At 62.9% G+C, this 21,882-nt stretch carries 20 protein-coding genes; 12 read left to right on the top strand and 8 right to left on the bottom strand.

Going from position 1 to position 21,882, the window contains the following annotated elements; all coding sequences use genetic code 11:
* Window positions 1–28: 28 nt before the first annotated feature.
* Window positions 29–1,204 carry a stage II sporulation protein P gene (gene spoIIP / locus ACESY8_RS08595; protein ID WP_007490898.1) on the bottom strand — a complete coding sequence of 392 codons (1,176 nt, stop codon included), beginning with the start codon at window positions 1,202–1,204 and terminating at the stop codon, window positions 29–31.
* 154 nt (window positions 1,205–1,358) lie between these two features.
* On the opposite strand from spoIIP, the gene ACESY8_RS08590 reads away from it, so the two are divergent.
* Together ACESY8_RS08590 and ACESY8_RS08585 are read left to right on the top strand one after the other, a co-directional pair.
* The gene (locus ACESY8_RS08590) at window positions 1,359–1,814 is read left to right on the top strand and encodes a MarR family winged helix-turn-helix transcriptional regulator (protein ID WP_009257137.1); all 456 of its coding nucleotides are present in this window, start codon (window positions 1,359–1,361) and stop codon (window positions 1,812–1,814) included.
* Window positions 1,811–2,722: a DegV family protein gene (locus tag ACESY8_RS08585; RefSeq protein ID WP_009257138.1), complete on the top strand. Its 912-nt coding sequence runs from the start codon at window positions 1,811–1,813 to the stop codon at window positions 2,720–2,722. Before ACESY8_RS08590 ends, ACESY8_RS08585 begins: the two co-directional genes overlap by 4 nt.
* Before the next feature lie 76 nt (window positions 2,723–2,798).
* Here ACESY8_RS08585 and ACESY8_RS08580 read toward each other — a convergent pair whose 3' ends face one another.
* Window positions 2,799–3,101 carry a hypothetical protein gene (locus ACESY8_RS08580; RefSeq protein ID WP_173017499.1) on the bottom strand — a complete coding sequence of 101 codons (303 nt, stop codon included), beginning with the start codon at window positions 3,099–3,101 and terminating at the stop codon, window positions 2,799–2,801.
* A gap of 86 nt (window positions 3,102–3,187) precedes the next feature.
* On the opposite strand from ACESY8_RS08580, the gene ACESY8_RS08575 reads away from it, so the two are divergent.
* Window positions 3,188–4,519, top strand: a complete 1,332-nt coding sequence (locus tag ACESY8_RS08575; protein ID WP_007490907.1) for a S1C family serine protease — start codon at window positions 3,188–3,190, stop codon at window positions 4,517–4,519.
* A 67-nt stretch (window positions 4,520–4,586) separates the two neighbouring features.
* Here the strand turns inward: ACESY8_RS08575 and spoIIID are convergent, their stop codons facing one another.
* Both spoIIID and ychF read right to left on the bottom strand, forming a co-directional pair.
* A complete protein-coding gene (gene spoIIID / locus ACESY8_RS08570) occupies window positions 4,587–4,838 on the bottom strand; it encodes a sporulation transcriptional regulator SpoIIID (protein WP_007487770.1) in 252 nt (83 codons plus the stop codon).
* Between the two features lie 170 nt (window positions 4,839–5,008).
* Window positions 5,009–6,118 (bottom strand): redox-regulated ATPase YchF, encoded by a 1,110-nt coding sequence (gene ychF / locus ACESY8_RS08565; RefSeq protein WP_009257149.1) that lies wholly within the window; start codon window positions 6,116–6,118, stop codon window positions 5,009–5,011.
* 229 nt (window positions 6,119–6,347) lie between these two features.
* Here ychF and ACESY8_RS08560 point away from each other — a divergent pair, with 229 nt between their 5' ends.
* Entirely contained in the window at window positions 6,348–7,706 is a 1,359-nt protein-coding gene (locus ACESY8_RS08560) for an MATE family efflux transporter (RefSeq protein ID WP_054338946.1), read from the top strand.
* A 253-nt stretch (window positions 7,707–7,959) separates the two neighbouring features.
* On the opposite strand, the gene ACESY8_RS08555 is transcribed toward ACESY8_RS08560, so the two are convergent.
* The 3 genes from ACESY8_RS08555 to ACESY8_RS08545 all read right to left on the bottom strand — a co-directional run bounded on the left by ACESY8_RS08555 (window position 7,960) and on the right by ACESY8_RS08545 (window position 11,300).
* Complete coding sequence (locus ACESY8_RS08555) at window positions 7,960–9,699, bottom strand: DEAD/DEAH box helicase (protein ID WP_054338945.1); 1,740 nt, start codon at window positions 9,697–9,699, stop codon at window positions 7,960–7,962.
* 184 nt (window positions 9,700–9,883) lie between these two features.
* Window positions 9,884–10,408, bottom strand: coding sequence for a shikimate kinase (locus ACESY8_RS08550; protein ID WP_054338944.1), 525 nt, complete (start codon window positions 10,406–10,408; stop codon window positions 9,884–9,886).
* A gap of 16 nt (window positions 10,409–10,424) precedes the next feature.
* A complete protein-coding gene (locus ACESY8_RS08545) occupies window positions 10,425–11,300 on the bottom strand; it encodes a TFIIB-type zinc ribbon-containing protein (RefSeq protein WP_289025953.1) in 876 nt (291 codons plus the stop codon).
* A gap of 208 nt (window positions 11,301–11,508) precedes the next feature.
* On the opposite strand from ACESY8_RS08545, the gene ACESY8_RS08540 reads away from it, so the two are divergent.
* Window positions 11,509–12,906: an MATE family efflux transporter gene (locus ACESY8_RS08540; RefSeq protein ID WP_498794703.1), complete on the top strand. Its 1,398-nt coding sequence runs from the start codon at window positions 11,509–11,511 to the stop codon at window positions 12,904–12,906.
* A gap of 62 nt (window positions 12,907–12,968) precedes the next feature.
* Here the strand turns inward: ACESY8_RS08540 and ACESY8_RS08535 are convergent, their stop codons facing one another.
* Window positions 12,969–14,000, bottom strand: coding sequence for a zinc-dependent alcohol dehydrogenase (locus tag ACESY8_RS08535; protein ID WP_007494274.1), 1,032 nt, complete (start codon window positions 13,998–14,000; stop codon window positions 12,969–12,971).
* A 465-nt stretch (window positions 14,001–14,465) separates the two neighbouring features.
* Between ACESY8_RS08535 and ACESY8_RS08530 the strand changes: the two genes are divergently transcribed.
* The 7 genes from ACESY8_RS08530 (at window position 14,466) to ACESY8_RS08500 (ending at window position 21,855) form a co-directional block, all read left to right on the top strand.
* On the top strand, window positions 14,466–15,641 hold the full coding sequence (locus ACESY8_RS08530; RefSeq protein ID WP_007494277.1) for a sugar ABC transporter substrate-binding protein: 1,176 nt from the start codon (window positions 14,466–14,468) through the stop codon (window positions 15,639–15,641).
* A 155-nt stretch (window positions 15,642–15,796) separates the two neighbouring features.
* Entirely contained in the window at window positions 15,797–16,813 is a 1,017-nt protein-coding gene (locus ACESY8_RS08525) for an ABC transporter permease (protein ID WP_054338942.1), read from the top strand.
* 13 nt (window positions 16,814–16,826) lie between these two features.
* Complete coding sequence (locus ACESY8_RS08520; RefSeq protein ID WP_054338941.1) at window positions 16,827–18,422, top strand: sugar ABC transporter ATP-binding protein; 1,596 nt, start codon at window positions 16,827–16,829, stop codon at window positions 18,420–18,422.
* A 14-nt stretch (window positions 18,423–18,436) separates the two neighbouring features.
* Complete coding sequence (locus ACESY8_RS08515; RefSeq protein WP_131970712.1) at window positions 18,437–19,444, top strand: ABC transporter permease; 1,008 nt, start codon at window positions 18,437–18,439, stop codon at window positions 19,442–19,444.
* Between the two features lie 19 nt (window positions 19,445–19,463).
* The gene (locus ACESY8_RS08510; protein ID WP_021632559.1) at window positions 19,464–20,045 is read left to right on the top strand and encodes a glucose-6-phosphate isomerase; all 582 of its coding nucleotides are present in this window, start codon (window positions 19,464–19,466) and stop codon (window positions 20,043–20,045) included.
* Window positions 20,033–20,698, top strand: coding sequence for an HAD family hydrolase (locus tag ACESY8_RS08505; RefSeq protein ID WP_054338940.1), 666 nt, complete (start codon window positions 20,033–20,035; stop codon window positions 20,696–20,698). The genes ACESY8_RS08510 and ACESY8_RS08505 overlap by 13 nt, the downstream gene beginning before the upstream one ends.
* 41 nt (window positions 20,699–20,739) lie before the next feature.
* Window positions 20,740–21,855: a glycerol dehydrogenase gene (locus tag ACESY8_RS08500; RefSeq protein WP_054338939.1), complete on the top strand. Its 1,116-nt coding sequence runs from the start codon at window positions 20,740–20,742 to the stop codon at window positions 21,853–21,855.
* The last annotated feature ends 27 nt before the right edge of the window (window positions 21,856–21,882 follow it).

Raw genomic sequence — 21,882 nt, 5'->3', positions numbered from 1 at the left:
GGGGGGGGGCCTTTTCTCTTGCCGCCCGTCACTCCTTCAGCCCCAGCAGCACCTGCCCCGCCGCCCGGGCAAAGAGCCGCGCCCCGGCCAGGGCCTCCTGAAGGGTGTTGCCGTGGGTGCCCACCTCCACCAGCAGAGAGCCGTTGGAGAGCTGCTGGTTGTACCGGGAGGAGCGCATGGTCATGGGCCGGGCCAGGGTGGGATAGAGGGTGTTCATGCTCTCCTGGATGCGGCAGGCCAGGGACAGGTTCTGCATCCAGTTGGGGTGTTCTCCCCCCTCGCTGGAGCCCAGCACCAGCATGACCTGGGCGGTGTCCACCCCGTCGATCCGGGTGACGGCCTTGTATACCGTGCCGTCCTCCCCCACCAGGGCGTCCCGGTGGACGTCCAGCACGATTTTGATGGAGGGATATTGCTCCAGGTACCGCTGTACCGCCTCGGCGGAGCGGTCATAGGCCCCGTTATACTTGGGGTAGTCGTATAGGGTGCGGTCGTGTACCACGGTGAGGCCCAGCTCGGTAAACACCCGCTCCATCTCGTCCCCCACCCGAACCACGTTGTAGTTTTCGTCCAGAGTGCGGGTGTTGTTGTCCGAGGGCTCGTAAATGTCGGTGCCGTCGGGCGTGTAGGCCTCGCTGCCGTGGGTGTGGACAATCAGAATCTGGGGTCCCTCCGCCGGGAGGGCAATGTTTACGGGGGCTGCCGCGGCGGCGGCCAGATCCACGTCCAGCCCGGTGCGGTTGTAGAGGTACAGGCTCCCGGACACCTCATAGCCCTGGGTGCTGGTGGGAACCAGGGTGCGGGCAATGATGTCCTCCGGCGCGGCAGTGGTCTCGGGAGGCGGCTCGCTGATGTCGTCGTGATCCTGGGCGGGCTGCCCGGCGGGCAGATCGGGGGTGGCGGGCGCAGAGCCGTCCAGATGGCCGGCCACGGCGTCCCCATTCCCCCGCAGCAGAGGAGACTGGTCCACCACCAGGCGGGCCCAGCCGCTCAGGCCGGACAGGGGACCGTCGTCCTCCGCTACTTGTCCCAGTTCTGCGGAGAGGGCGGCGGAGACAAAGCCGGGGTCCTGCCCCAGACTGCGGAAGGCATTGGCGGCGGAGCCTCCGCCGCTGCACACCAGCAGGGCCCATACCGCCAGGGTGGCCAGAAAGAGGGCGAGACTGCGGCGGAGCAGGCGGCCCCATTGAATTCTGGGCTTCATAGTTCATCATCCTTTGTAAGTAAGATGTCCCCCTCGGGGGCGGATATGGATCTCTATGCGCCCCACAGGGGGAATATGCCAGAGGGCCTGTCTTGACTTTTTCAGTCAATTCGATATAATGCTTTTACGATCGAATGCAGAGGGGGCGGTCCGGGTGGAGAGCCGCGGAGAGGTGCTCAACCAGTTTCTGGTGGAGGTGTTTGGCCAGATCCTGAAGGCGGAGGCCGCCTGCCTGGCCGGGAAAGACCTCTCCCTGCGGGAGCTGCACCTGATCGACGCCGTGTGCCGGGCGGTGGATCAGGGCGGGGACAACCGCTCCACCGCCATTGCCGCCGCCCTGGGGATCACAGCGGGCACCCTGACCTCCGCAGTAAACCTGCTGGAGAAAAAGGGGTACCTGCTCCGCCGCCGGGATGAACGCGACAAGCGGGTGGTACACCTGCTGCCGACCGAGCGGGGCCGGGCCGCCGACGCGCGCCACCGGGACTTTCACCGGCAGATGGTGGCCCATGTCCTGGACGGACTGACCGACGAGGAGGCGGAGTGCACCCTCCGCGCCCTGGGCCGGGTGGCCGAGTTCTTCCGGCGCGGCGCACCGGAGCGGGGATGAACAAGACCCACATCGCAACGATGGGAGAGAGGTTCTTTATGAGCAAAATAGCCATTGCCACAGACAGCAACAGCGGCATAACCCAGGCCCAGGGCCGGGAGCTGGGTATCTTTGTGATGCCCATGCCCTTTTACATCAACGACGAGCTCTTTCTGGAGGACATCACCCTGAGTCAGGAGCAGTTCTACCAGCGTCTGGAGGAGGGGGCCGACGTTAAGACCACCCAGCCCGCCCCCGGCGACGTGCTGGAGCTGTGGGACCGGATTCTGAAGGACTATGACGAGCTGGTTTACATCCCCATGTCCAGCGGCCTGAGCAGCTCCTGCGAGACGGCGGTGATGCTGGCCCAGGACTACGGCGGAAGGGTACAGGTGGTCAACAACCAGCGCATCTCCGTCACCCTGCGGCAGTCTGCGCTGGACGCCCAGGCCCTGGCCGCCGCGGGCCGGAGCGCCGCGGAGATCAAGGCGCTGCTGGAACAGACCAAGTTTGACTCGGACATCTATATTACCGTGGACACCCTCAAGTATCTGAAAAAGGGGGGCCGCTGCACCCCGGCTGCCGCCGCCATCGGTACGGTGCTCAACCTCAAACCGGTGCTGCGCATCAAGGGCGAGAAGCTGGACTCCTTTGCCAAGGCCCGGGGCTGGAAGGCCGCCAAGAAGACCATGCTGGACACCGCCCGCAGGGTGATGGAGACCGACTTCGCCGGCTGCCGCGGGCCGGAGGACCTTCACATCGCCGCCGCCTTTACCGGAACGCGGGAGGAGGCCCAGGAGTGGCTGGAGGAGCTGGAGGCGGCCTTTCCCGGCTACCCCATCCACATGGACCCCCTCTCCCTCTCCGTGGCCTGCCACATCGGCCCCGGCGCCCGGGCGGTCACCCTGACCAAGGCCCTCCCCATCTGAGCCTGCCTAACAGAGCCGCCGGCTATGCCGGCGGCTTTTGCTATGCAAACGCATAGCAAAATTGGCCATGTTCCGCTTACAGCAGCACGGCCATGGGATGACTGCGTGTGGGCCGGAACGGCCCACGTGCGCAAACACTTCGTGCACCTAGGGCTTGTTTGAAAAATGTCGACATGCCCAATCGACGGGCCTTTTGACCGCTGGACGGCGCAATTTTTCCTTGAAATCCGTCAGGATTCCTGCGAAAAAATTGCTTGCCAGCGGCCCCAAATTCCTCGCCGCTGGGCACATCGCCAATTTTCAAATAAGCCCTAAGCCTTTGCATCGCTTTCTGGTGCGCCCTGTGCGCATGAAGTTTTATGCGGAATTTAAAAAACATGCAAATTTTCTTCACGCTTTATACATAATTTGCGGTTATTCTATGTACCGTTAAAAGAAATGAACCCGTCAAAGGAGTGACCAGTTATGTATAACAGTGACTATAACAGACCCCCTGAGGAGCGGGAGCCCATAGAGACCGAGCATTTTCACGTCTGGGACGCTGAGTCCCCCAAGCCCCCCAGGAAAAAGAGCGGGGCGGCCAGGTTTGTGGCCCTGGGCCTTTGCTGTGCCCTGGTGGGCGGCCTGGTGGGCGGCGGCGGCGTACTGGCCGCCAGCCATCTGAGCGGAGGAAAGACCACTATTTACCAGGGTACCTCCCCCAACAGCATCGTATCCCTGGCCCATGTGGACGGGCAGACCGTCCTCTCACCCGAGCAGATCTACGCCGCCAACCTGGGCGCGACGGTGGGCGTCAACGGCAATGTGGATACCAATGTGTTCGGCTATACGGTGAAGAACGCCGTATCCGGCTCCGGCTTCGTCATCGGCAGCAACGGCAGCTCCAGCTACATCCTCACCAATTATCACGTCATCGACGGCGTCAGCGACATCAAGGTGTTTTTCTCCGACGGCAAGAGCTATGACGCCACCCTGGTGGGCGGTGAAAAGGAGAACGACATCGCCGTGCTGAAAATCGACGTGGGCAACCTCCAGACGGTCACCCTGGGCGATTCCGACCAGCTCAACGTGGGCGAGGACGTGTACGCCATCGGCAACCCCCTGGGCGAGCTGACCTTTACCTTCACCGGGGGCTATGTCTCCGCCAAGGACCGCTCCGTCACCATGAGCGATGGAACGGTAATGAACATGCTCCAGACCGACACCGCCATCAACTCCGGCAACTCCGGCGGCCCCCTGTTCAACGAGTACGGCCAGGTGATCGGCATCGTCTCCGCCAAGCTGTCCAGCAGCTCCAACTCCGAGGCTTCGGTGGAGGGCCTGGGCTTTGCCATCCCGATCAACGACGTGAAGGATATGGTTACCTCCATCATTGAGCACGGCTACGTCACCGGCAAACCCAACGTGGGCATTCTGATGAAGGACGTGCCCCAGGAGGCCCAGCAGTACGGCGTTCCCGCCGGCTCGGAGGTGCTGGCTGTCCTGGACGGCTCCGGTGCCGGCAAGGCCGGCCTCCAGGCGGGCGATATTATTACCGCTGTCAACGGCACCGCAGTGTCGGGCAGCGAGGCCCTCAAAGCCGCCGTCCAGGACTGTAAGGCGGGCGATAAGGTGACCTTTTCCGTTTACCGGGACGGGGACACGGTGGAGCTTGAGATCACCCTGGATGAGGATAACCAGACCACCCAGGAGGCTATGGAGCAGCTCCAGAAGGATTATCAGGAGCAGCAGGCCCAGCAGGAACAGCAGCAGCCCCAGCAGAATGGCGGTTATTTTCCCTGGCCCTTTGGCTGGTAAAATGTCTGGATTTAGTTAAATAGATGATAGAAGCAGCGGCGCACGGATACCCGTGCGCCGCTGCTTTTTAGGTGACTCCCCGGTACTTTTTGCGGGTTGCGATACCGCCCCGGATATGCCGTTCCGCTTTATTTTCGTCCAGCACCTGCTTGACCTGGAGGTAAAGAGGCTTGTTAAAGGCGGGCAGACGCTCACTTAGGTCCTTGTGGACCGTGGATTTGCTGATGCCGAACCTCTGGGCCGCGCTGCGCACCGTCGCTTTGTTCTCTATGATGTAAAGCGCCAGCTGGCAGGCGCGCTCCTCAATGTTCCCTTTCAAACAGCAACACTCCCCGCAATGATTCTCACGGGGCATGTATATGCGTCGGAGCGGGGAGATATGTTGCGCAAGAAGAGAGAGGCGCCGGAACCAGACGGTTCCGGGGCCTCTGTTATGCTGATTGAAGTTCGCCCGCCGGAGACGGGGGTCATGAAGGAAAGCGTTCCAGATTACACGTTAAACCGGAACAGGACGATATCGCCGTCCTTCATGACGTACTCCTTGCCCTCGGAGCGCACCAGGCCCTTTTCCTTGGCGGCGTTCATGGAGCCGCAGGCCATCAGATCGTCGAAGTTGACCACCTCGGCGCGGATGAAGCCCCGCTCAAAGTCGGTGTGGATCTTGCCCGCGGCCTGGGGGGCCTTGGTGCCCCGTTTGATCGTCCAGGCGCGGCACTCGTCCTCGCCGGAGGTGAGGAAGGAGATCAGGCCCAGCAGGGCGTAGCTGGCCTTGATGAGCCGGTCAAGGCCGGACTCGGCAATGCCCAGATCGTCCAGGAACATCTTCTTCTCCTCGCCGTCCAGCTCGGCGATCTCCGCCTCCAGCTTGGCGCAGACGGGGATGACCTGGGCGCCCTCCTTGGCGGCCAGCTCCTCCACCACCTTGTAGTAGGCGTTGGCATGGCAGTCGGCAAAGCCCTCCTCATCCAGGTTGGCGGCGTAGATGATGGGCTTGAGGGAGAGCAGCTCGGCGGCGGCGATGATAGCGGCGTCGTCCTCGTCACAGTCGAAGGAGCGGGCGGAGTTGCCGTCGTTGAGCCAGTCCTTCAGGGCGGAGAACACCTCCACCTCGCGGAGATACTTCTTGTCCCCCTTGGCGGCCTTCTGGGCCTTGTCGATGCGGCGCTCCACCATCTCCACATCGGCCATGATCAGCTCGATGTCGATGACGCCGATATCCCCGGCGGGGTCCACGGGCACGTTGGTGCTGGTGTCAGCTACCACATGCATGATGTTCTCGTCGTCGAAGCAGCGCACCACATGCACAATGGCGTCGCACTCCCGGATGTTGGCCAGAAACTTGTTGCCCAGGCCTTGGCCCTTGGAGGCGCCCTTGACCAGGCCGGCAATGTCCACAAATTCCACCACGGCGGGGGTGGTCTTCTTGGGGTGGTACATCTCGGTCAGCGCGTCCAGCCGGTGGTCGGGTACGGCCACCACACCCACGTTGGGATCGATGGTGCAGAAGGGGTAGTTGGCGCTCTCGGCGCCGGCGTTGGTAATGGCGTTGAACAGGGTGCTCTTGCCCACATTGGGAAGGCCCACAATGCCTAATTTCATCGGTAAAAACCCTCTTTCGGAATGTTCGTTTCCACATTATATCCGATCCCGGTGGAAAAAACAAGCGCGCCGGGTCAATTCAAACGGCTGCCTGCGCAGCGGTGGGATGTTCTGGCCGTCCGGACATTTTTGCAGGGGAAAACGGCGCGCCCCCCTTGCTTTTCCGACAGGAAGCGTGTAGAATCTTAACGCTCCTTTAACGATACGACAAAATATGGAGGGATCTCCCATGGGACTGCTGCGCCAGCCCACCAGTGATATCACCAAGGGCGTGATCTGGAAACAACTCCTCGCCTTTTTCTTCCCCCTGTGGTTCGGCACCTTTTTCCAGCAGCTCTACAATACGGTGGACACCCTGGTGGTGGGCCGGTTCGTGGGCAAGGTGGCCCTGGCCGCCGTGGGCTCCACCTCCGTCATCGTCAACCTGACGGTGGGCATCTTCACCGGCCTGGCGGCCGGAGCGGTGGTGGCCATCGCCCAGCACTTCGGCGCCCGCCGCTGGGACGAGGTGCACGAGTGCGTCCACACCGCCATGCTGCTGAGCATCCTCATCGGCGCATTTTTTATGGTGACGGGCTTTGTCCTCACCCCCTGGGCCCTGCGGGCCATGGGCACCACCGAGGAGGCCCTGCCCGGGGCCATCCTCTATCTGCGGGTCTATTTCCTGGGTATGGTGCCCAACGTCATCTACAACATGGGTACCGGCGTGCTGCGGGCCATCGGCGACTTTCGGCGGCCCCTCTACTTCCTCATGGCCGCATCCCTGTGCAACATTGTGCTGGATCTGCTGCTGGTGGTAGTGTTCCATATGGGGGTGGCCGGCGTGGCCATCGCCACCATCTGTTCTCAGCTTCTGTCCGCCGTGCTGGTGGTGATTTCACTCATGCGCTCCGAGATGACCCCCTATCAGCTCTTTCCCAAGCGGCTGCGCATCTATGCCATGCCCATGCGCAGCATCCTGATGATCGGTGTGCCCACCGCCCTCCAGTCGGTGATGTACAACGCCTCCAATATCGTCATCCAGGCCTCCATCAACTCCTTTGGCACCGACGCTGTGGCCGCCTGGACCGCCTACGGCAAGATGGATATCATTTTCTGGATGACCATTACCGCTATGGCCCAGTCCATCACCACCTTTGCCGGGCAGAACTACGGCGCCGGGGAGTATGAGCGCCTGAAAAAGGGCGTCCGGGTATCGGTGGCCATGACGGCGGGCTTCACCATCCTGCTCAGCACCGCCTTCTTCCTGCTGGCCCAGCCCCTGCTGGCCATCTTCTCCCCCGACCCCGATGTGCTGGAGGTGGGGGTGGAGATGGTGCGCTTCCTGGCCCCCTGCTACATCACCTATATCCTCATCGAGCTGCTCACTGGAGCCATCCGGGGGGCGGGCAAGTCGGTAGCCCCCATGCTCATCTCGGTCTTCGGGGTATGCGGCCTGCGGCTGCTGTGGCTGTTCACCGTCGTGCCCGCCCACCACACCCTGCTGGCTGTGGAGGCCAGCTACCCCATCACCTGGGCGGTCACCTCCGTGGCCATCCTGCTCTACTACCGCTTCGGCCGGTGGCTCCACCCGCCCAAGAAGGCGTAAAAGCGCCGCCCCCATATTTTGCGGGGGGACGCCGTCATTGCAGAGCCGTAGGGGCGGGGGCCCACACCCGCCCGCGGTCAATCTGCGGCCGGATCGGCGGGCCGATGTGGGCATCGGCCCCTACGTTGTTCAGGAGGCGGATTGATACCCGCAGGACTGTAGGGGCGGGGCTTGTCCCCGCCCGCGTCTCCCTTGCCCCCGCCGCAGAAGAGAAAGAGGACGCGCACGCCGGAGGTGTGCGCGTCCTCTTGGTTTAGTCATGGCTCAGGTAGTAGGGCTTCATCAGGCTGGGCTGCTCTGTGGAGTCCTTCTGCCCATTGGTGCGCAAGGTGACCTCCGGGGGACGGCCCCGGCCGCCGTGGCGTCCGCCGCCCTTGCGCTTCCGCGCCGCCTGGGGCTCCGGCTTCGCAGGGGGTTCCGGGGGCCTGGCGGCCTTCTTCCGCTTTTTAGCGGGCGGTTCAACTGGTTTGTCCTTTTTCGGTGCGGTCTGGGCCCGGCCGCGAGGGGCCAGCAGGCGGGCGGTGGCGTCCATGATCACGTCGCTGGCCAGGGGGTCGGGCTTGTGGAAGTCGGCAAACTCCGCCTGAACTGGCCGGGCGGGGGCAGTGGCCGTCAGGGCCTCCTCCAGGGTGGCGCTGTTGCGCTGGCCCCGCTTGCGGCGCTTTTTGGCGGAGGTCTCCCCGGCTGGCTCCGGCTGGGGAGGCTGCTCCAGTACCTTCTGGTTGGCCTTGGCCTTTCGGGCCTCGGCGGCGGCCTTGTTGGCCGCATCCCGCTGGCGGCGGCGCTCCTTGGCGGCGGCCCGGGCCTCGGCGTCCTCTGGATTCACCACCCGGCCCTTCTTGTCGCGGGGCAGGGGCTCCAGCACCTCCATGGGCCAGGGGTGGCCCTCCACCACAGGGATGGCGCGGCCGATGAGCTTCTCAATGGCCTTGAGCTCGTCCTTCTCGTTGATGTCGCAGAAGGAGATGGCGGTGCCGCCCCGCCCGGCCCGGCCGGTGCGGCCGATGCGGTGGACGTAGGTCTCCGGTACGTCGGGCAGGTTGTAGTTGAACACGTGGGAGAGCTCCTCAATGTCCAGGCCCCGGGCGGCGATGTCGGTAGCCACCAGGACCTGCACCGCGCCGCCTTTGAAGTCGGCCAGGGCCTGCTGCCGGGCGGTCTGGCTCTTGTTGCCGTGGATGGCGGCGGCGGAGATGCCCGCCTTGACCAGATCCCCGGCCACCTTGTTGGCCCCGTGCTTGGTGCGGGTAAACACCAGGGCGTTTTTCACGTCCAGCTCCCGGATGAGGGCGGCGAGCAGCCTGGTCTTGTTGCCGCGGTCCACGTAGTAGAGCTTCTGGTCGATCACCTCCACCGGGGAGGAGATGGGGTTGACCGCCACCTTGGCGGGGTTGTGCAGCAGGGAGTCCACCAGCCCCTGCACCTCGGGGGGCATGGTGGCGGAGAAGAAAAGAGTCTGCTTTTGGGCCGGCAGCCAGCCAAGGATGCGGCGCACGTCGTGGATGAAGCCCATGTCCAGCATCCGGTCGGCCTCGTCCAGCACGAAGATCTCCAGCCGGGACAGGTCGATGAGCTTCTGGCCGTAGAGGTCGCCCAGGCGGCCGGGGGTGGCCACCAGGATGTCCACGCCATTTTTCAGCCGCTCCACCTGGGGGGCCTGGCCCACGCCGCCGAAGATGACGGTGGAGCGCAGGGGCAGGTACTTGCCATAGGCCTCAAAGCTCTCCTGGATCTGGAGGGCCAGCTCCCGGGTGGGGGTGAGGATCAGGGCCCGGATGGGGCGGCCCTGGGCCTTGCGGCCGCTGAGCTGCTGGAGAATGGGGGCGGCGAAGGCGCAGGTCTTGCCGGTGCCGGTCTGGGCGCAGCCCAGCACGTCCCGGCCGGTCAGCGCGGGGGGAATGGCTTTTGCCTGGATGGGAGAGGGCTGCTCGTAGCCCTGGTCGGCCAGGGCCCGCAGGATGGGCTCGTTGAGGCCGAGTTCTTGAAAGGTCATGTTGTTCGTCCTTTACAGCGTTTTGGCCCCTCCTGCGCCGGGGGGCGGTTGCGGGTCATACCCCACCGCGCAGAGGTGGGGGAAAACGCGGCAAAGCCCGCCGGAAAACCAGCGGGCATTTCGCACGCGATATTCGTACTCCTAAAGTATACCACAAATTTGGAAAAATACAAGTGGGCGCGGCTCAGCCCTGGGCCTGGGCGGTGTTGAGCCCCAGCAGGCCCTGGAGCACGGCGGCTACCGTCTCCTCCAGCCCTCTCCCCTCCCCCACGTCCACGGTGAGGTCGGCGTACCGCCGGTAGAGGGGTTCCCGGGCGGCGTACACGTCGGCCAGGGTCTGGCCCGGGGCCATGGCGATGCCCCGGGTGGTGATGTTGTGTATCCGCCGCTCCAGCTCCGGCAGAGGGACGTGGAGGTAGACCACCCGGCCCAGGGCCCTCAGGTGGCCGATGGCCCCCGCCCGGCAGACGGCGCTGCCTCCGGGGGCGATGACGGCGCCCGTGCAGGCCAGGGAGCAGATGGCCGCCTCCTCCGCGTCCAGAAAGGGCTCCACGCCCCGGTTGTCCAGCAGCTCCTGTAGGAGGGCCCCCTCCCGCTGCTGAATGAGGAGGTCCACGTCCACAAACTGAAAGCCCAGGGCCTTGGCCAGCAGGACGCCCACGGTGCTCTTGCCCGAGCCGGGCATGCCGATGAGAGTGATGTTATTCAATCTGATTTGCTCCTTTTTACATGGTTCCGACCGCGCCCCAGGGCAGCTCCAGGGGAATCTGATGGACGGCAGAGGGGGTGCTGCTGTCCGGCTCCCCCTCGTATAAAGCCAGCACGGCCCCGCCGGAGGCATCCTCGGGTACAAAGAAGATCATCTGGCCGTACAGGGGGTCCTCCCACTGGGCGTCGGAGAGGGTGACCAGATATACCCCCGCGTCCTTGAGCTGCCGGGCCAGGGAGGCGTCGTCCTCCGCCAGAAAGGCGGTGCCGTCCTCCAGCCGCAGCTCGGCGGGAAAAAAGGTCAGGTCGTCCCGGCGCTCGCCCCCCTCCACCCAGAGATCCACGGCCAGGCAGCGGAAGCCCTCCCGCCGGGCCAGGGGTACGTAGGTCAGATCCACCTCCCAGGGGTCCTCCACGGTCACCTGCTGGGTACCGTGAATGGAAAAGGGCTCCCAAAGGGCGTGAGTCCCGCCGGCGGGCTCCGCCTGGGCAACCGCCCCCGGCTCTGGGCGGCGGCCCGCAAAGGCTTCGGACAGGTTAAGCATAAGACCCAACACGAAGGGCAGGACAATGCAGAGGAGGAACAGCGACACGAGCACGAGCACCAGAAGCTTGAGCGGGGAGCGCTGCCTCCGTGCGGGGGGCTCCTCCCAGGGCGTCCCTCCCTGGGGGCCGCCGTAGGACACCGTCCGGGGGCCCACCGGTGGGGTCTTGGGCTGGGCCGCCGGGCGCGGCCGGTCCTTGGAAGCGGCCGAAACGCGGGCGGGCGGAGCCTGCGCCGGGCGGGCCCCTGCGCGGTCCGGCGGGGGATTGTAGCTGCCGCACTTGGGACAGAAGTCGTCGCTGTCGTAGTCGTAGGGCCGGCCGCAACTCGCACAGGTCACCTTCCGCATGAAAATGCCCCCTTCTCGGATTTTCCTCAGAGTTAATTCCATTATAACAGAAAGCAGGCCCGGCGGCAACCGTCCTCCGGCCATGACCAAGGCTTCATACCGCACTTGACGGCCGACAGTGGTTTCTTATACCATAAAGCGGTACGGAATGGTATAATGGAGCCAGACTTTGCACCATCTGTACCGGTCGCAGGCCGGAGAAACAGCCATGAGAAAGAGAGGACATTTATCCATGACCAACCGCTTGGACCGCGACTTCCACCTGCCGGGGCTGCTGCGCTTTGCCCTGCCCACCATTATAATGATGCTGGTGGTCAGCCTCTATACCATCGTGGACGGGGTGCTGATCGCCCGCCTGGTGGGGGAAAATGCCCTAGCCGCCGCAAATGTGGCCTATCCCGCCATCAGCGTCACCCTGGCCATGGGGATCATGCTGGGCACCGGCGGCTCCGCCGTGGTGGCCCACAAGATGGGGGCTGGATATCTGGAGGAGGCCCGGAGGGACTTCGGCTTTCTGGCCCTGGTGGCGGTGTGCATCGGCCTGGCGGTCTGCCTGGCGGGGGCCCTGTTCGCCGGGCCGCTGGCCCGGCTGCTGGGGGCCAGCGATCTGCTGCTGGACCATACGGTCACCTATCTGCGGGTGCAGCTCTGCTTTGCACCCATGGCCATGCTCCAGCTCCTCTTTGAGAGCTTCTTTGTCACTGCCGGGCGGCCCGGCCTGGGCCTGGGGCTGGCGACTGCGGCGGGCGTCACCAACGCCGTGCTGGACTATCTCTATATGGGGCCTATGCAGATGGGCATACTGGGCGCTGCCCTGGGCACTGTTACGGGCTACTCGATTCCCGCCGTGGCGGGGGTGCTCTTTTTCCTGCTCCGCCGGCAGGGGCTCCGCTTTGGCCGCCCCCACGGGGATCTGCGCATGCTGGGCCGGGCCTGCTTCAACGGCGCGTCCGAGATGGTGACGAACCTGTCCATGGCGGTGACTACCTTTCTCTTTAACGCTATTATGATGGCCTACCTGGGGGAGGCGGGCGTGTCCGCCATCACCATCGTGCTCTATGCCCAGTTCCTTCTGGTGGCCCTGTATATGGGCTTCTCCATGGGGGTGGCCCCGGTGTTCAGCTTCAACCGGGGGGCGGGGCGGTATGACCGGATGCGGCGTATTTTCGGCTACTGCCTGCGGTTTATCCTGGTTTCGTCTGTGGCTATTCTGGTGGTGGCCCTGGCCCTGTCCGGGGTGGTGGTGGGGATCTTCTCCACGCCCGGCTCCCAGGTGTACGCCATCGCCCTGGACGGCTTCCGCCGGTTCGCCCCCGCTTTCCTCTTCGCCGGGGTAAATATCTTCTCCTCCGCCCTCTTTACCGCCCTGTCCGATGGGCGCACCTCCGCCATTATCTCGTTTGCCCGCACCTTCGGCTTCCTGCTGCTGGGGCTGCTTCTGCTGCCCCGGCTGCTGGAGGTGGACGGCGTGTGGCTGGCCGTGCCGCTGGCGGAGCTGCTCTCCTGCCTGCTGTCGGTCTGGTTCCTCCGCCGCAAGCGGGCCGACTTCGGCTTCGGCGGTGGGGATCTCCCCCGACACGGTGGACGCGGCGGCGGACGGACCTGACGGAAGCGAAGCCATTATAAAAGCCCCCGGCGCAACGCGCCGGGGGCCTCTCATTGTACTTTTTAGAAGGTAATAATGCCCTTTTTCAGAATCTTGCGGTCCAGCAGCTTCTGGTAGGCCTCCACGGCCTGGTCAAAGGTGAAGTAGTCGGAAATAAAGTCCTTAATGTTCAGCTCACCGGAGCGCATCCACTCTACCACCTGGGCGTGGGCCTCGCCTTCCTCGCGCTTGCGGGGCATCTGCTGGTAAATGACGCGCCAGTTGTAGTCGGCAGGGCTGAAGTCGATGGTGACCTCCTCCTTCTCGGGCACGCCGTAGCACAGCACTGAGCCTCGGTCCTTGATAAGCCCCATGCCCTGGTTTACAATGGCGGGGGAACCGGCCGCGTCCAGCACGTAGTCCACACCGCCGGGGAAGAGCTTGCGCACCTCGGCGCGCACATCGCACTCCTTGCTGTTAATGAGGTGAGTAGCACCGTAATTCCTGGCCTGCTCCAGTTTTTCGGGCAGGATGTCGCAGGCCACCAGATCCTTTACACCCAGCAGGCTCATAAACTTCAGGTATGTAAGACCCACAGGGCCGCAGCCAAACACTACCACGGAGTCCTGGGGCTGGATACCGAAATAGCGGATGTTGGAGAGCACCTCACGGAAGGTGACGATCATAGTGGCGTCCACGGGGTCCAGATCGTCGTCCAGCACCGTCTGAGCAAAGGCGCAGTCGGGAGCGCCGCCGGGCCAGGGGGCTTTGGGATCGCACACCACAGCGTACTCACTCAACGCGCCCCAGCCGGAGCCCAGCCCAGGCAGGTTTTCCGGGTCAGGATCCACAAAGGGCAGCAGCACCTTGTCGCCCACTTTAAGGCCTTTGACCTTGGAGCCCACCTCCACGACTTCGCCCACGCCCTCATGGCCCAGCATAATGGGGTAGACCGATTCGGGGAAGCCCTTAAAGGTGCGGTGGATGAGCTTGATGTCGGTACCGCACATGCCGCAGGCAATGGTCTTAACCAGCGCCTGATACTCGTTGTACCGGGGCTTGTTGACCTCGTGAACGGTAATCCTGCCATCTCTCTCGACGACCAGCGTTTTCATAAAAAAGGCCCTCCTTTAATGAATATCGTAATATTGGAATGTCACTACATAACAAGATAAAAAACAAAGTAGCATGTATTTACAAGAGAGATCATAACACAAAGCATTTAAAAATGCAACTAAATTGGATGCAAAAATAAAATGAATTTTATACATATTTCCATGGAAAAGGAAGGAAATAAGCGGTATGATACTGCATATATTATGATACAAAAACGGTTCCTATTACGCTTGTGTGCAGAATCAATAATTTGGACAGTGAAAAAACGTAAATTATGCACCAATTTATAAAAGCTATATTGACAAGTTTAAAATTTGAGCTATACTAAGGGCAACGATATGTTACTACATAGTATCAATGCAACGCAGTCCGGCGCAAACCGGATACCATAAACACAAAGTCGGCCGCGGACAACGGCCGTTTTGTAAGCAAGGCAACCCAATACAAGAAGGAGGAACACCCGAATGAAGAAGAAGAAACTCATTGCAACGGTCCTCTCCGCATCCATGCTGGTCGGACTGCTGGCCGGCTGCGGCAGCAGCACAGATCCGGCTGAAAGCCCCACTGGCGGCGGTGAAACCACCCCGGCTCAGGGCGAGACCACTCCCGCCCAGAACGACGTAGACTATGCCAATTTTGTGATCGATCCCGCCCAGATCCCACAGGAAAAGCTGGACACCACCCTGTACCTGGCCGTCTCTGTCCGCGGTCTGGAGAACCCGTACATCGCCACGATCAACGAGGGCATGAAGCTCTTTGCCGAATATCTGGATTCCATCGGTCAGAAGTATGAGATGCAGGTGCTGGATTCCCAGGGCGACAGCGCCAAGGAAGTCGACAACATGCGCCAGTTTGCGGCCAAGGCCAACGGCAACGCCATTGCCTACGCCGATCCCAACGAGGACACCATTGCCTACTCCCTGGCTGAAGCCATGGCGGAGTCCGGCGGCTATCTGGGCACGGCCTGGAACAAGCCCGCCGATGTGGGCCCCTCCGATCTGGACCCCAACTGGGTGATCCACACCTCCCCCGACAACGTGGTGAACGGCTACAATATCGCCAAGGCCCTGTTCGACTCCATGGGCGGCGAGGGCCAGATCTTCGTGGTGCAGGGCCTGCTGGGCAACACCGCGTCCAACGCCCGTTATGAGGGCCTTCAGAAGGCTCTGGAGGAGTATCCCAACATTGAGGTCGTGGCGGACGACACGGCCAACTGGAACACCGACGAGGCTCTGGCTCTGGTCGAAACCTGGCTGACCCAGTACCCCGACGTGGGCGGCATCTGGTGCGCCAACGACAATATGGCCACTGGAGCCCTGCAGGCGCTGGACGCGGCGGGCCTGAAGGGTAAGGTTGGCGTGTGCGGCATTGACGCCAACACCGATATTGTGGAGGCCATTGCCAACGGCGAGGCCACCGCTACCGTCTCCTCCAATGGATACCTCCAGGGCGGCTATACCCTGGCCATCTGCTACGCGGCCTGGGCCGGCCTGCTGGACCCCGCCGCGCTGCCCGCCGACTTCCGCGAGTTTGCCACCCCCACTGTGCTGATTGACAGCCCCGAGGCCGCAAAGGATTGGCAGAACTACAAGCCGGAGTTTGACTTCAGCCGTCCCTTTGACTGCCGCGTGGCCGGGTGACCGGCCGGAGCACCAATCCTGAATAACGGATAGTCAGAACGGCCGGGGCTGGGATCGTGGTCCCAGCCCCGGCTTCATATTAAGTCTCGCCGTCAGAGATCGCTGCCGTGGTGTGAGGGAGTGGTCCGTCCTAGAGCGAAATTGGAGCGACGATTATGATGAAATTAAATCCTGCGGCGACCATCATGGAAGAGTTCGCCGAACGCATCAAGAGTGAAAACCGCAGCGCAAAAATGATGAAGCTGGCACCGTTGATCGTGCTGGCCTGTCTTGTGGTTGTCTTTCTCATTGTCTGTGGGGCCAGCTTCCTCTCCCCCAAGAATATTATGAATATTCTCAACCAGATGGCCCTGCCCCTGGTAGTGGCCCTGGGACTGACCTTTGTCATTATGCTGGGCAGCATTGATCTGTCCATTGACGGAAGCGTGGGCATGGCTGGCTCCCTGTTTGCCTGCTTTGTTCTCAACAGTGAATTTGCGTACGATCTGGGTTTCCTCAGTGTGGTTATTGCGGTAGGTGTGAGCATGCTCTGCGGTCTGCTCATCGGCCTGTGCCACGTCTACCTCAAAATCCCCTCCTTCATGGCCTCCTTTGCCTTTATGTACATCTGCAAGGGCATCGGTATGGTCTCTTACCAGGGGCATCCTCCCACGATCAAGGACCCCGTTATTACGGCTCTGCCCACCACCACCTTCCTGGGCATCCCCTTTATCACCTGGGTTGCCATTGTGATGTTCCTGCTGTGCTTTTTCATTCAGGAGTATACCGCCTTCGGCCGGCATATTTACGCCGTGGGCACCAATGAGAACATTCCGCGCTCCGTGGGCGTCAGCGTGGAAAAAGTCAAAATCGGCGTGTTTACCCTGGCCGGTTTCCTGTTCGGCGTGGCGGGCGTCATCGGCGCTATCCGCCTGGGCCAGGGCCAGATCGCCATCGGCGACGACAAGATGTTTCCCGCCCAGGCGGCCGTGGTGGTCGGCGGCACTTCGCTGGCCGGCGGCAAGGGCGGCGTGGTCAACACCATTGTTGGCGTGCTGATTATGACGGTGCTGGATAACGGCTTGGTCATGCTGAACGTCAACCCAAACATCCGCACCGGCGTCCAGGGTGTCATCATCCTGGTGGCCGTCATTCTGACTGCGGCCCGCGGCGCCAAGGTCATCAGCAAATAAGGGGGCGGGCAGAATGAGTGAACTGGAACGCAAGAACGGCCCCTCCGCAGTGGCGGAGACCGTGACCAAGGACGGCCGCCGGATTGGAACGGAGGTCCTCTTCAGCGCCAAGGACATCACCAAGACCTTTGGCGGCACCCAGGCCCTGAAGGGAGTGGAGCTTGAGATCCACCCCGGCGAGATCGTGGGCCTGGTGGGCGAGAACGGCGCGGGCAAGTCCACCCTGCTGAAGATCATTATCGGCGCCCAGCCCCAGACCTCTGGTACCATGAGCTTCCACGGCGCCCCCTATGAACCCAAGACCCCCATGGACGCCAACAAGGCGGGCGTGGGCATGGTCTTTCAGGAGCAGTCCCTGATTGTTACCCTGAACGTGGCCCAGAACATCTTCTTTGGCCATGAAAAGGACTTCAAGAGGGCCGGTGTCATCAACTGGGCCAAGATGAACCGGGCGGCCGCCGAGGTGCTGGCCGCGGTGGACATCACCAACATCAGCCCCACCAAAAAGGTCAGCGATCTGAACTTTGCCACCCGCCAGATGGTGGAGATCGCCAAGGTTATGAACGTCACCAAGCAGTCCGGCAGCGAACACTGTCTGATCCTGCTGGACGAGCCCACTTCCGTGCTCAACGAGGCTGAGGTGGAAAACCTCTACAAGCAGATGCGCAAGATCGCGGCCCAGGGCCATGCGGTCATCTTTGTCTCCCACCACCTCAACGAGATTCTGGAGGTCACCGACCGCATCTATGTCTATAAGGACGGCACCAGCGTGGGCAGCCTGGACACCAGGGACGCCGACGAGGCCAAGCTGTACGAAATGATGGTGGGCCAGTCCACCACCACGGAGTACTACCATCTGGACCGCCAGACCGCACCCCAGGATGATGTACTTCTGGAGGCCAAAGACCTGGGCCTGCACGGAATCTTCAAGCATGTCAACTTCCAGCTTCACCGGGGAGAGGTGCTGGGCCTGTGCGGCGTGGTGGGCTCCGGCGCGGAAGAGGTGTGCGAGGTGCTCTGCGGCGACGAGAAGCCCTCCTTCGGGGAAATCTCGGTCCGCGGCAGGGCCGTCCGCTTCCGCTCGCCCAAGCAGGCGCTGAGGGAGGGCATCCTTATGATCCCAAAGGAGCGCCTGTTTGAGGGCATCGTCTCTACCCTGTCGGTGGAGGATAACATTGCCCTGTCCAACGCCAAGCAGATGGCCAAGGGCCCCTTTGTTTCGGGCGCGGCGGTGCGCAGGCAGGCCAAGCACTGGATTGGCGAGCTGCGGATCAAGACCCCCGGGCCCCAGGCGCTGCTGCGCCAGCTCTCCGGCGGCAACCAGCAGAAGGTGGTATTCTCCCGGGCCCTGGCCAGCGGTGCGGACATCCTGCTGCTCAACCACCCCACCCGCGGCGTCGATGTGGGCGCCAAGGAGGAGATCTACGCCCTGATCCGCGACATGACGGATGAGGGCAAGGCTGTAATCGTACTGGGCGATACAACAGACGAATGTATCGGCTTGTGTTCCCGCCTGCTCGTCATGAAGGACGGCCTGGTCACCGGCGAATTTGACGCCCCCGCCGACCACAAGCCCTCCCAGGTTGACGTGGTCAGCCTGATGATGTAAGGAGGAATCGAGCTATGAAGACAAAAACTCCCAATGTGTCCGGCAGGAGTGCATGGCTGCGGGACAACATCACAAAATACTTTAGCTTTTCGGCCATCATTATTCTGCTGGTAGCCCTCTCCCTGACCCAGGACAACTTCCTGGGCACCAGCAACCTCAAAAACCTGCTGCGCGACACGGCGCCTCTGATGATTATGTCCGCAGGCATGACAATGGTGCTTCTGTTCGGCTCCATTGACCTGTCCATGGGCGCGGTGTGCTCCGTATCCAACGTGACCTACATCCACCTGATGCTGGCTTTCCAGGACAGCTTCAGCAATCCTTTCCTCACCAGCCTGGCGGCCATGGCGGTCTCTCTGGCGTTTGGCCTGGCCTCCGGTCTGGCGCTGGGCATCATTCACGTCAAGCTGAAGGTACCCTCCTTCATCGCCTCCCTGGGCTTTATGTCCCTATGGCAGTCGGTGGCCCTCCTCATCACGCAGAACCCCGAGTCGGTGCCCAAAGCCCTGTGGGGCACCGTGGAGTGGTACAAGATCGCCTTCGGTGTGGTGGGCCTGCCCCTGATTGTGGCAATCGCCATTATCCTGTTCATCCACTGTGTTACCCGTTACACCCCCAGCGGACGGACCATTTTTGCCATCGGCGGCAACGAGCGCACTGCCCGGGTGGCCGGTATGGGCGTGGATAGGACAAAGATTCTGGTATTTGCCATCAACGGCGTGCTGGCCGCTCTGGCCGGTATCTTCCTGGCGGCCAACCTCCGCTCCAGCGCCCCCACCATCGGCGACCCCTTTACCCTAAAGATTGTGGCGGCCTGCGCCCTGGGCGGCACCTCGCTGGCCGGCGGCAAGGGCAGCGAGCTGGGCACCATCCTGGGCGTGTTTACCGTGGCCATCATTGAAAACGGCATGAACTTTATCGGTGTCAACGCCTACTATCAGAACATTGTCTTTGGTATCTTTGTGTTGGCGGCCATCGCCCTTACGGTGGACCGCAGCATCCGCGGCCAGATCGTCAAGTAAGAAAGAAGGAGTGCCTCTTATGTCCGATGTAAAACCGTTTGTGCTGGACTTTGACCTTGTAAGCGGCTTCTGCACGAGCGGCAAGGTCAAGCCCACCCAGCGCAGAGTGTCCGACATGGCCGCCCAGTTTGCCAATGAGGCGGCGGCCCGGGCCATGGTGGAGGGGGGCGACCCCCTGCTGTATGAGTTCTACGGCCTGGATCTGCCCGAAGACGACTCCGGCGTGCTCCAGTTCGGCACCACCATCCTCTACCCCGGAAAGGTGGGGGAGGAGTATTTCATGACCAAGGGCCACTTTCACACCATCCTGGACACCTCCGAGATCTACTACGGCCTCAGCGGCCACGGCATGATGCTGATGGAGACCCCCGAGGGCCAGGTGGACTGGAAGGAGATCGGCCCCGGCGAGGCCCTCTACGTCCCCGGACGCTGGGCCCACCGCAGCATCAACACCGGCACCGAGCCTCTGGTGATGTTCTTCGTCTACCGGGGGGACGCCGGCCACGACTACGGCACCATCGAGGAGAAGGGCTACCGGAAGCTGGTGGTGGAGCGGGACGGAAGGCCCGCCGTCATCGACAACCCCAAATGGAAGGTGTAGCCCCGCCCTTTGCGGCCGTCCTGTTTGATCTGGACGGCGTCCTGCGCAACACCGAGCCATACCACCGCATGGCCTATGCACAGCTGGCCCGCAGCCTGTCCGGGGGCGCGCCCCCGGACGCCGGAGAGATCGCGGGTAAGTCCAACCTTCAGCTCTATGAGGCTCTGGTGGCCCGCTTCGGGGGGCCGGCCACGGCGGAGGAGCTGTCCCAGCGGCACTTCCGGCTGGTCTGCCAGCTGCTGGAGGAGTACCGGGTGGGGCCGATGCCAGGCCTGGAGGAGGCCCTGGACGCCCTGCGCCGCCGGGGTATCCCCTTTGGGGTGGTGTCCTCCTCCTGGCGCTGGTACGTGGAGCATTGCCTGCGGGAGCTGGGGATGTACGAGGACGCCGCGGTGATCGTCACCGGCAGCGACGGCCTGCCCCTCAAGCCAGCCCCCGCCCCTTATCAGGCGGCGGCCCGGGTCTTTCGTCCTGTCCCGCCCGGCGCGGTGTTGGCCGTGGAGGACAGCGGCAGCGGCGTCCGCTCCGCCGTGGCGGCGGGTCTGGCCTGCGCGGCGGTATACAACCCCGACTCGGGGGCGCAGGATCTGTCCCCGGCCCGGTGGCAGCTGAACAGCCTGTACGAGCTGCCCGCCCTGCTGGACGGCAACTAAACCAATCCGATTTTTGTTTACATAATAAGGAGGTCATTTCCATGTCCATGCTACAGCATTCCACCCGCGCCTGGGGCTCCCCCAGCCGCTACATCCAGGGCCGCTATGAGCTGGAGAACATGAAAACCCACACCGAGGTCTACGGCCGCAGGGCGTTCTTCCTCATTGACGTGTTCTTCTTCGCCGACTACAAGAAGCGCTTCGAGGCCCTGTACGCCGGCAGCGACAGCCAGATCCAGTGCGAGCAGTTCGGCGGCCAGTGCACCGAGGAGGAGATCCTCCGCTGCACCGGCCTGGCCAAGGCCCTGAACCCCGACGTGGTGGTGGGCATCGGCGGCGGCAAGACCATGGACACCGCCAAGGCTGTGGCCGACAACTACAACGCGGCGGTAATCATCGTCCCCACCACCGCCTCCACCGACGCTCCCGCCATGGGCCTGTCCGTCATCTACACCGCCGCGGGCGAGCACGTGGGTGCCCGCCACTACAAGAAAAACCCCGACTTGGTGCTGCTGGACACCGACATTCTGGCCAAGGCGCCCATCCGCTTCCTGGTGGCCGGCATGGGCGACGCCCTGTCCACCTACCCGGAGTGCCGGGCCAACGTGCAGTCCGCCTCCCCCAACTACGTCAACAGCGGCTATCATCAGACCATCGCCTGCATTGCCGTGTCCAAGGCGTGCCACGAGACCATCCTGACCAAGGGCGTCAGCGCCAAGCTGGCCGCCGAGCAGGGCCTGTGCACCAAGGACGTGGAGGATGTCATCGAGGCCAACACCCTGCTGTCCGGCCTGGGCGTGCAGAACGGCTCCTGCGCCGGCGCTCACTCCATCGCCGAGGGCATCACCGTCCTGGAGCCCTGCGCCAAGCTGCTGCACGGCGAGGTAGTGGCCTTCGGCATCCTGGTGCAGCTCATCGTGGAGGGCGCCCCCGCCGAGGAGCTTGACGAGCTGTACACCTTCTTCGAGGAAGTGGGCCTGCCCACCACCTTTGACGATCTGGGCATTCCCGACGCCACCGAGGCCGACATCAGGAAGGTGGCCGAGACCTCCATGCACTCCTACTGGGACGTGGAGCCCTTCGCCGTCAACCCGCAGATGGTCTTTGACGGCATCATGATGGCCAACACCCTGGGCAAGCGCCGCAAGGGCCTGTAAGCGGGCCGCGGCCGGACGGAAAGGAAG

Origin of the sequence: Clostridium sp. ATCC BAA-442, assembly GCF_964239415.1 — a bacterium.
GTDB classification, from domain to species: Bacteria; Bacillota; Clostridia; order Oscillospirales; family Oscillospiraceae; genus Flavonifractor; species Flavonifractor plautii.
Note: the sequence above shows the minus strand (reverse complement) of the source record. Positions and strands in the feature narration are given on the sequence as shown.

Coding starts and splice junctions, on each gene's coding strand:
- spoIIP (WP_007490898.1), bottom strand. CDS start 1,204: ATGAAGCCCAGAATTCAATGGGGCCGCCTGCTCCGCCGCAGTCTCGCC.
- ACESY8_RS08585 (WP_009257138.1), top strand. CDS start 1,811: ATGAACAAGACCCACATCGCAACGATGGGAGAGAGGTTCTTTATGAGC.
- ACESY8_RS08580 (WP_173017499.1), bottom strand. CDS start 3,101: ATGTTTTTTAAATTCCGCATAAAACTTCATGCGCACAGGGCGCACCAG.
- ACESY8_RS08575 (WP_007490907.1), top strand. CDS start 3,188: ATGTATAACAGTGACTATAACAGACCCCCTGAGGAGCGGGAGCCCATA.
- ychF (WP_009257149.1), bottom strand. CDS start 6,118: ATGAAATTAGGCATTGTGGGCCTTCCCAATGTGGGCAAGAGCACCCTG.
- ACESY8_RS08560 (WP_054338946.1), top strand. CDS start 6,348: ATGGGACTGCTGCGCCAGCCCACCAGTGATATCACCAAGGGCGTGATC.
- ACESY8_RS08555 (WP_054338945.1), bottom strand. CDS start 9,699: ATGACCTTTCAAGAACTCGGCCTCAACGAGCCCATCCTGCGGGCCCTG.
- ACESY8_RS08545 (WP_289025953.1), bottom strand. CDS start 11,300: ATGCGGAAGGTGACCTGTGCGAGTTGCGGCCGGCCCTACGACTACGAC.
- ACESY8_RS08540 (WP_498794703.1), top strand. CDS start 11,509: ATGAGAAAGAGAGGACATTTATCCATGACCAACCGCTTGGACCGCGAC.
- ACESY8_RS08535 (WP_007494274.1), bottom strand. CDS start 14,000: ATGAAAACGCTGGTCGTCGAGAGAGATGGCAGGATTACCGTTCACGAG.
- ACESY8_RS08530 (WP_007494277.1), top strand. CDS start 14,466: ATGAAGAAGAAGAAACTCATTGCAACGGTCCTCTCCGCATCCATGCTG.
- ACESY8_RS08525 (WP_054338942.1), top strand. CDS start 15,797: ATGATGAAATTAAATCCTGCGGCGACCATCATGGAAGAGTTCGCCGAA.
- ACESY8_RS08520 (WP_054338941.1), top strand. CDS start 16,827: ATGAGTGAACTGGAACGCAAGAACGGCCCCTCCGCAGTGGCGGAGACC.
- ACESY8_RS08515 (WP_131970712.1), top strand. CDS start 18,437: ATGAAGACAAAAACTCCCAATGTGTCCGGCAGGAGTGCATGGCTGCGG.
- ACESY8_RS08510 (WP_021632559.1), top strand. CDS start 19,464: ATGTCCGATGTAAAACCGTTTGTGCTGGACTTTGACCTTGTAAGCGGC.
- ACESY8_RS08505 (WP_054338940.1), top strand. CDS start 20,033: ATGGAAGGTGTAGCCCCGCCCTTTGCGGCCGTCCTGTTTGATCTGGAC.
- ACESY8_RS08500 (WP_054338939.1), top strand. CDS start 20,740: ATGTCCATGCTACAGCATTCCACCCGCGCCTGGGGCTCCCCCAGCCGC.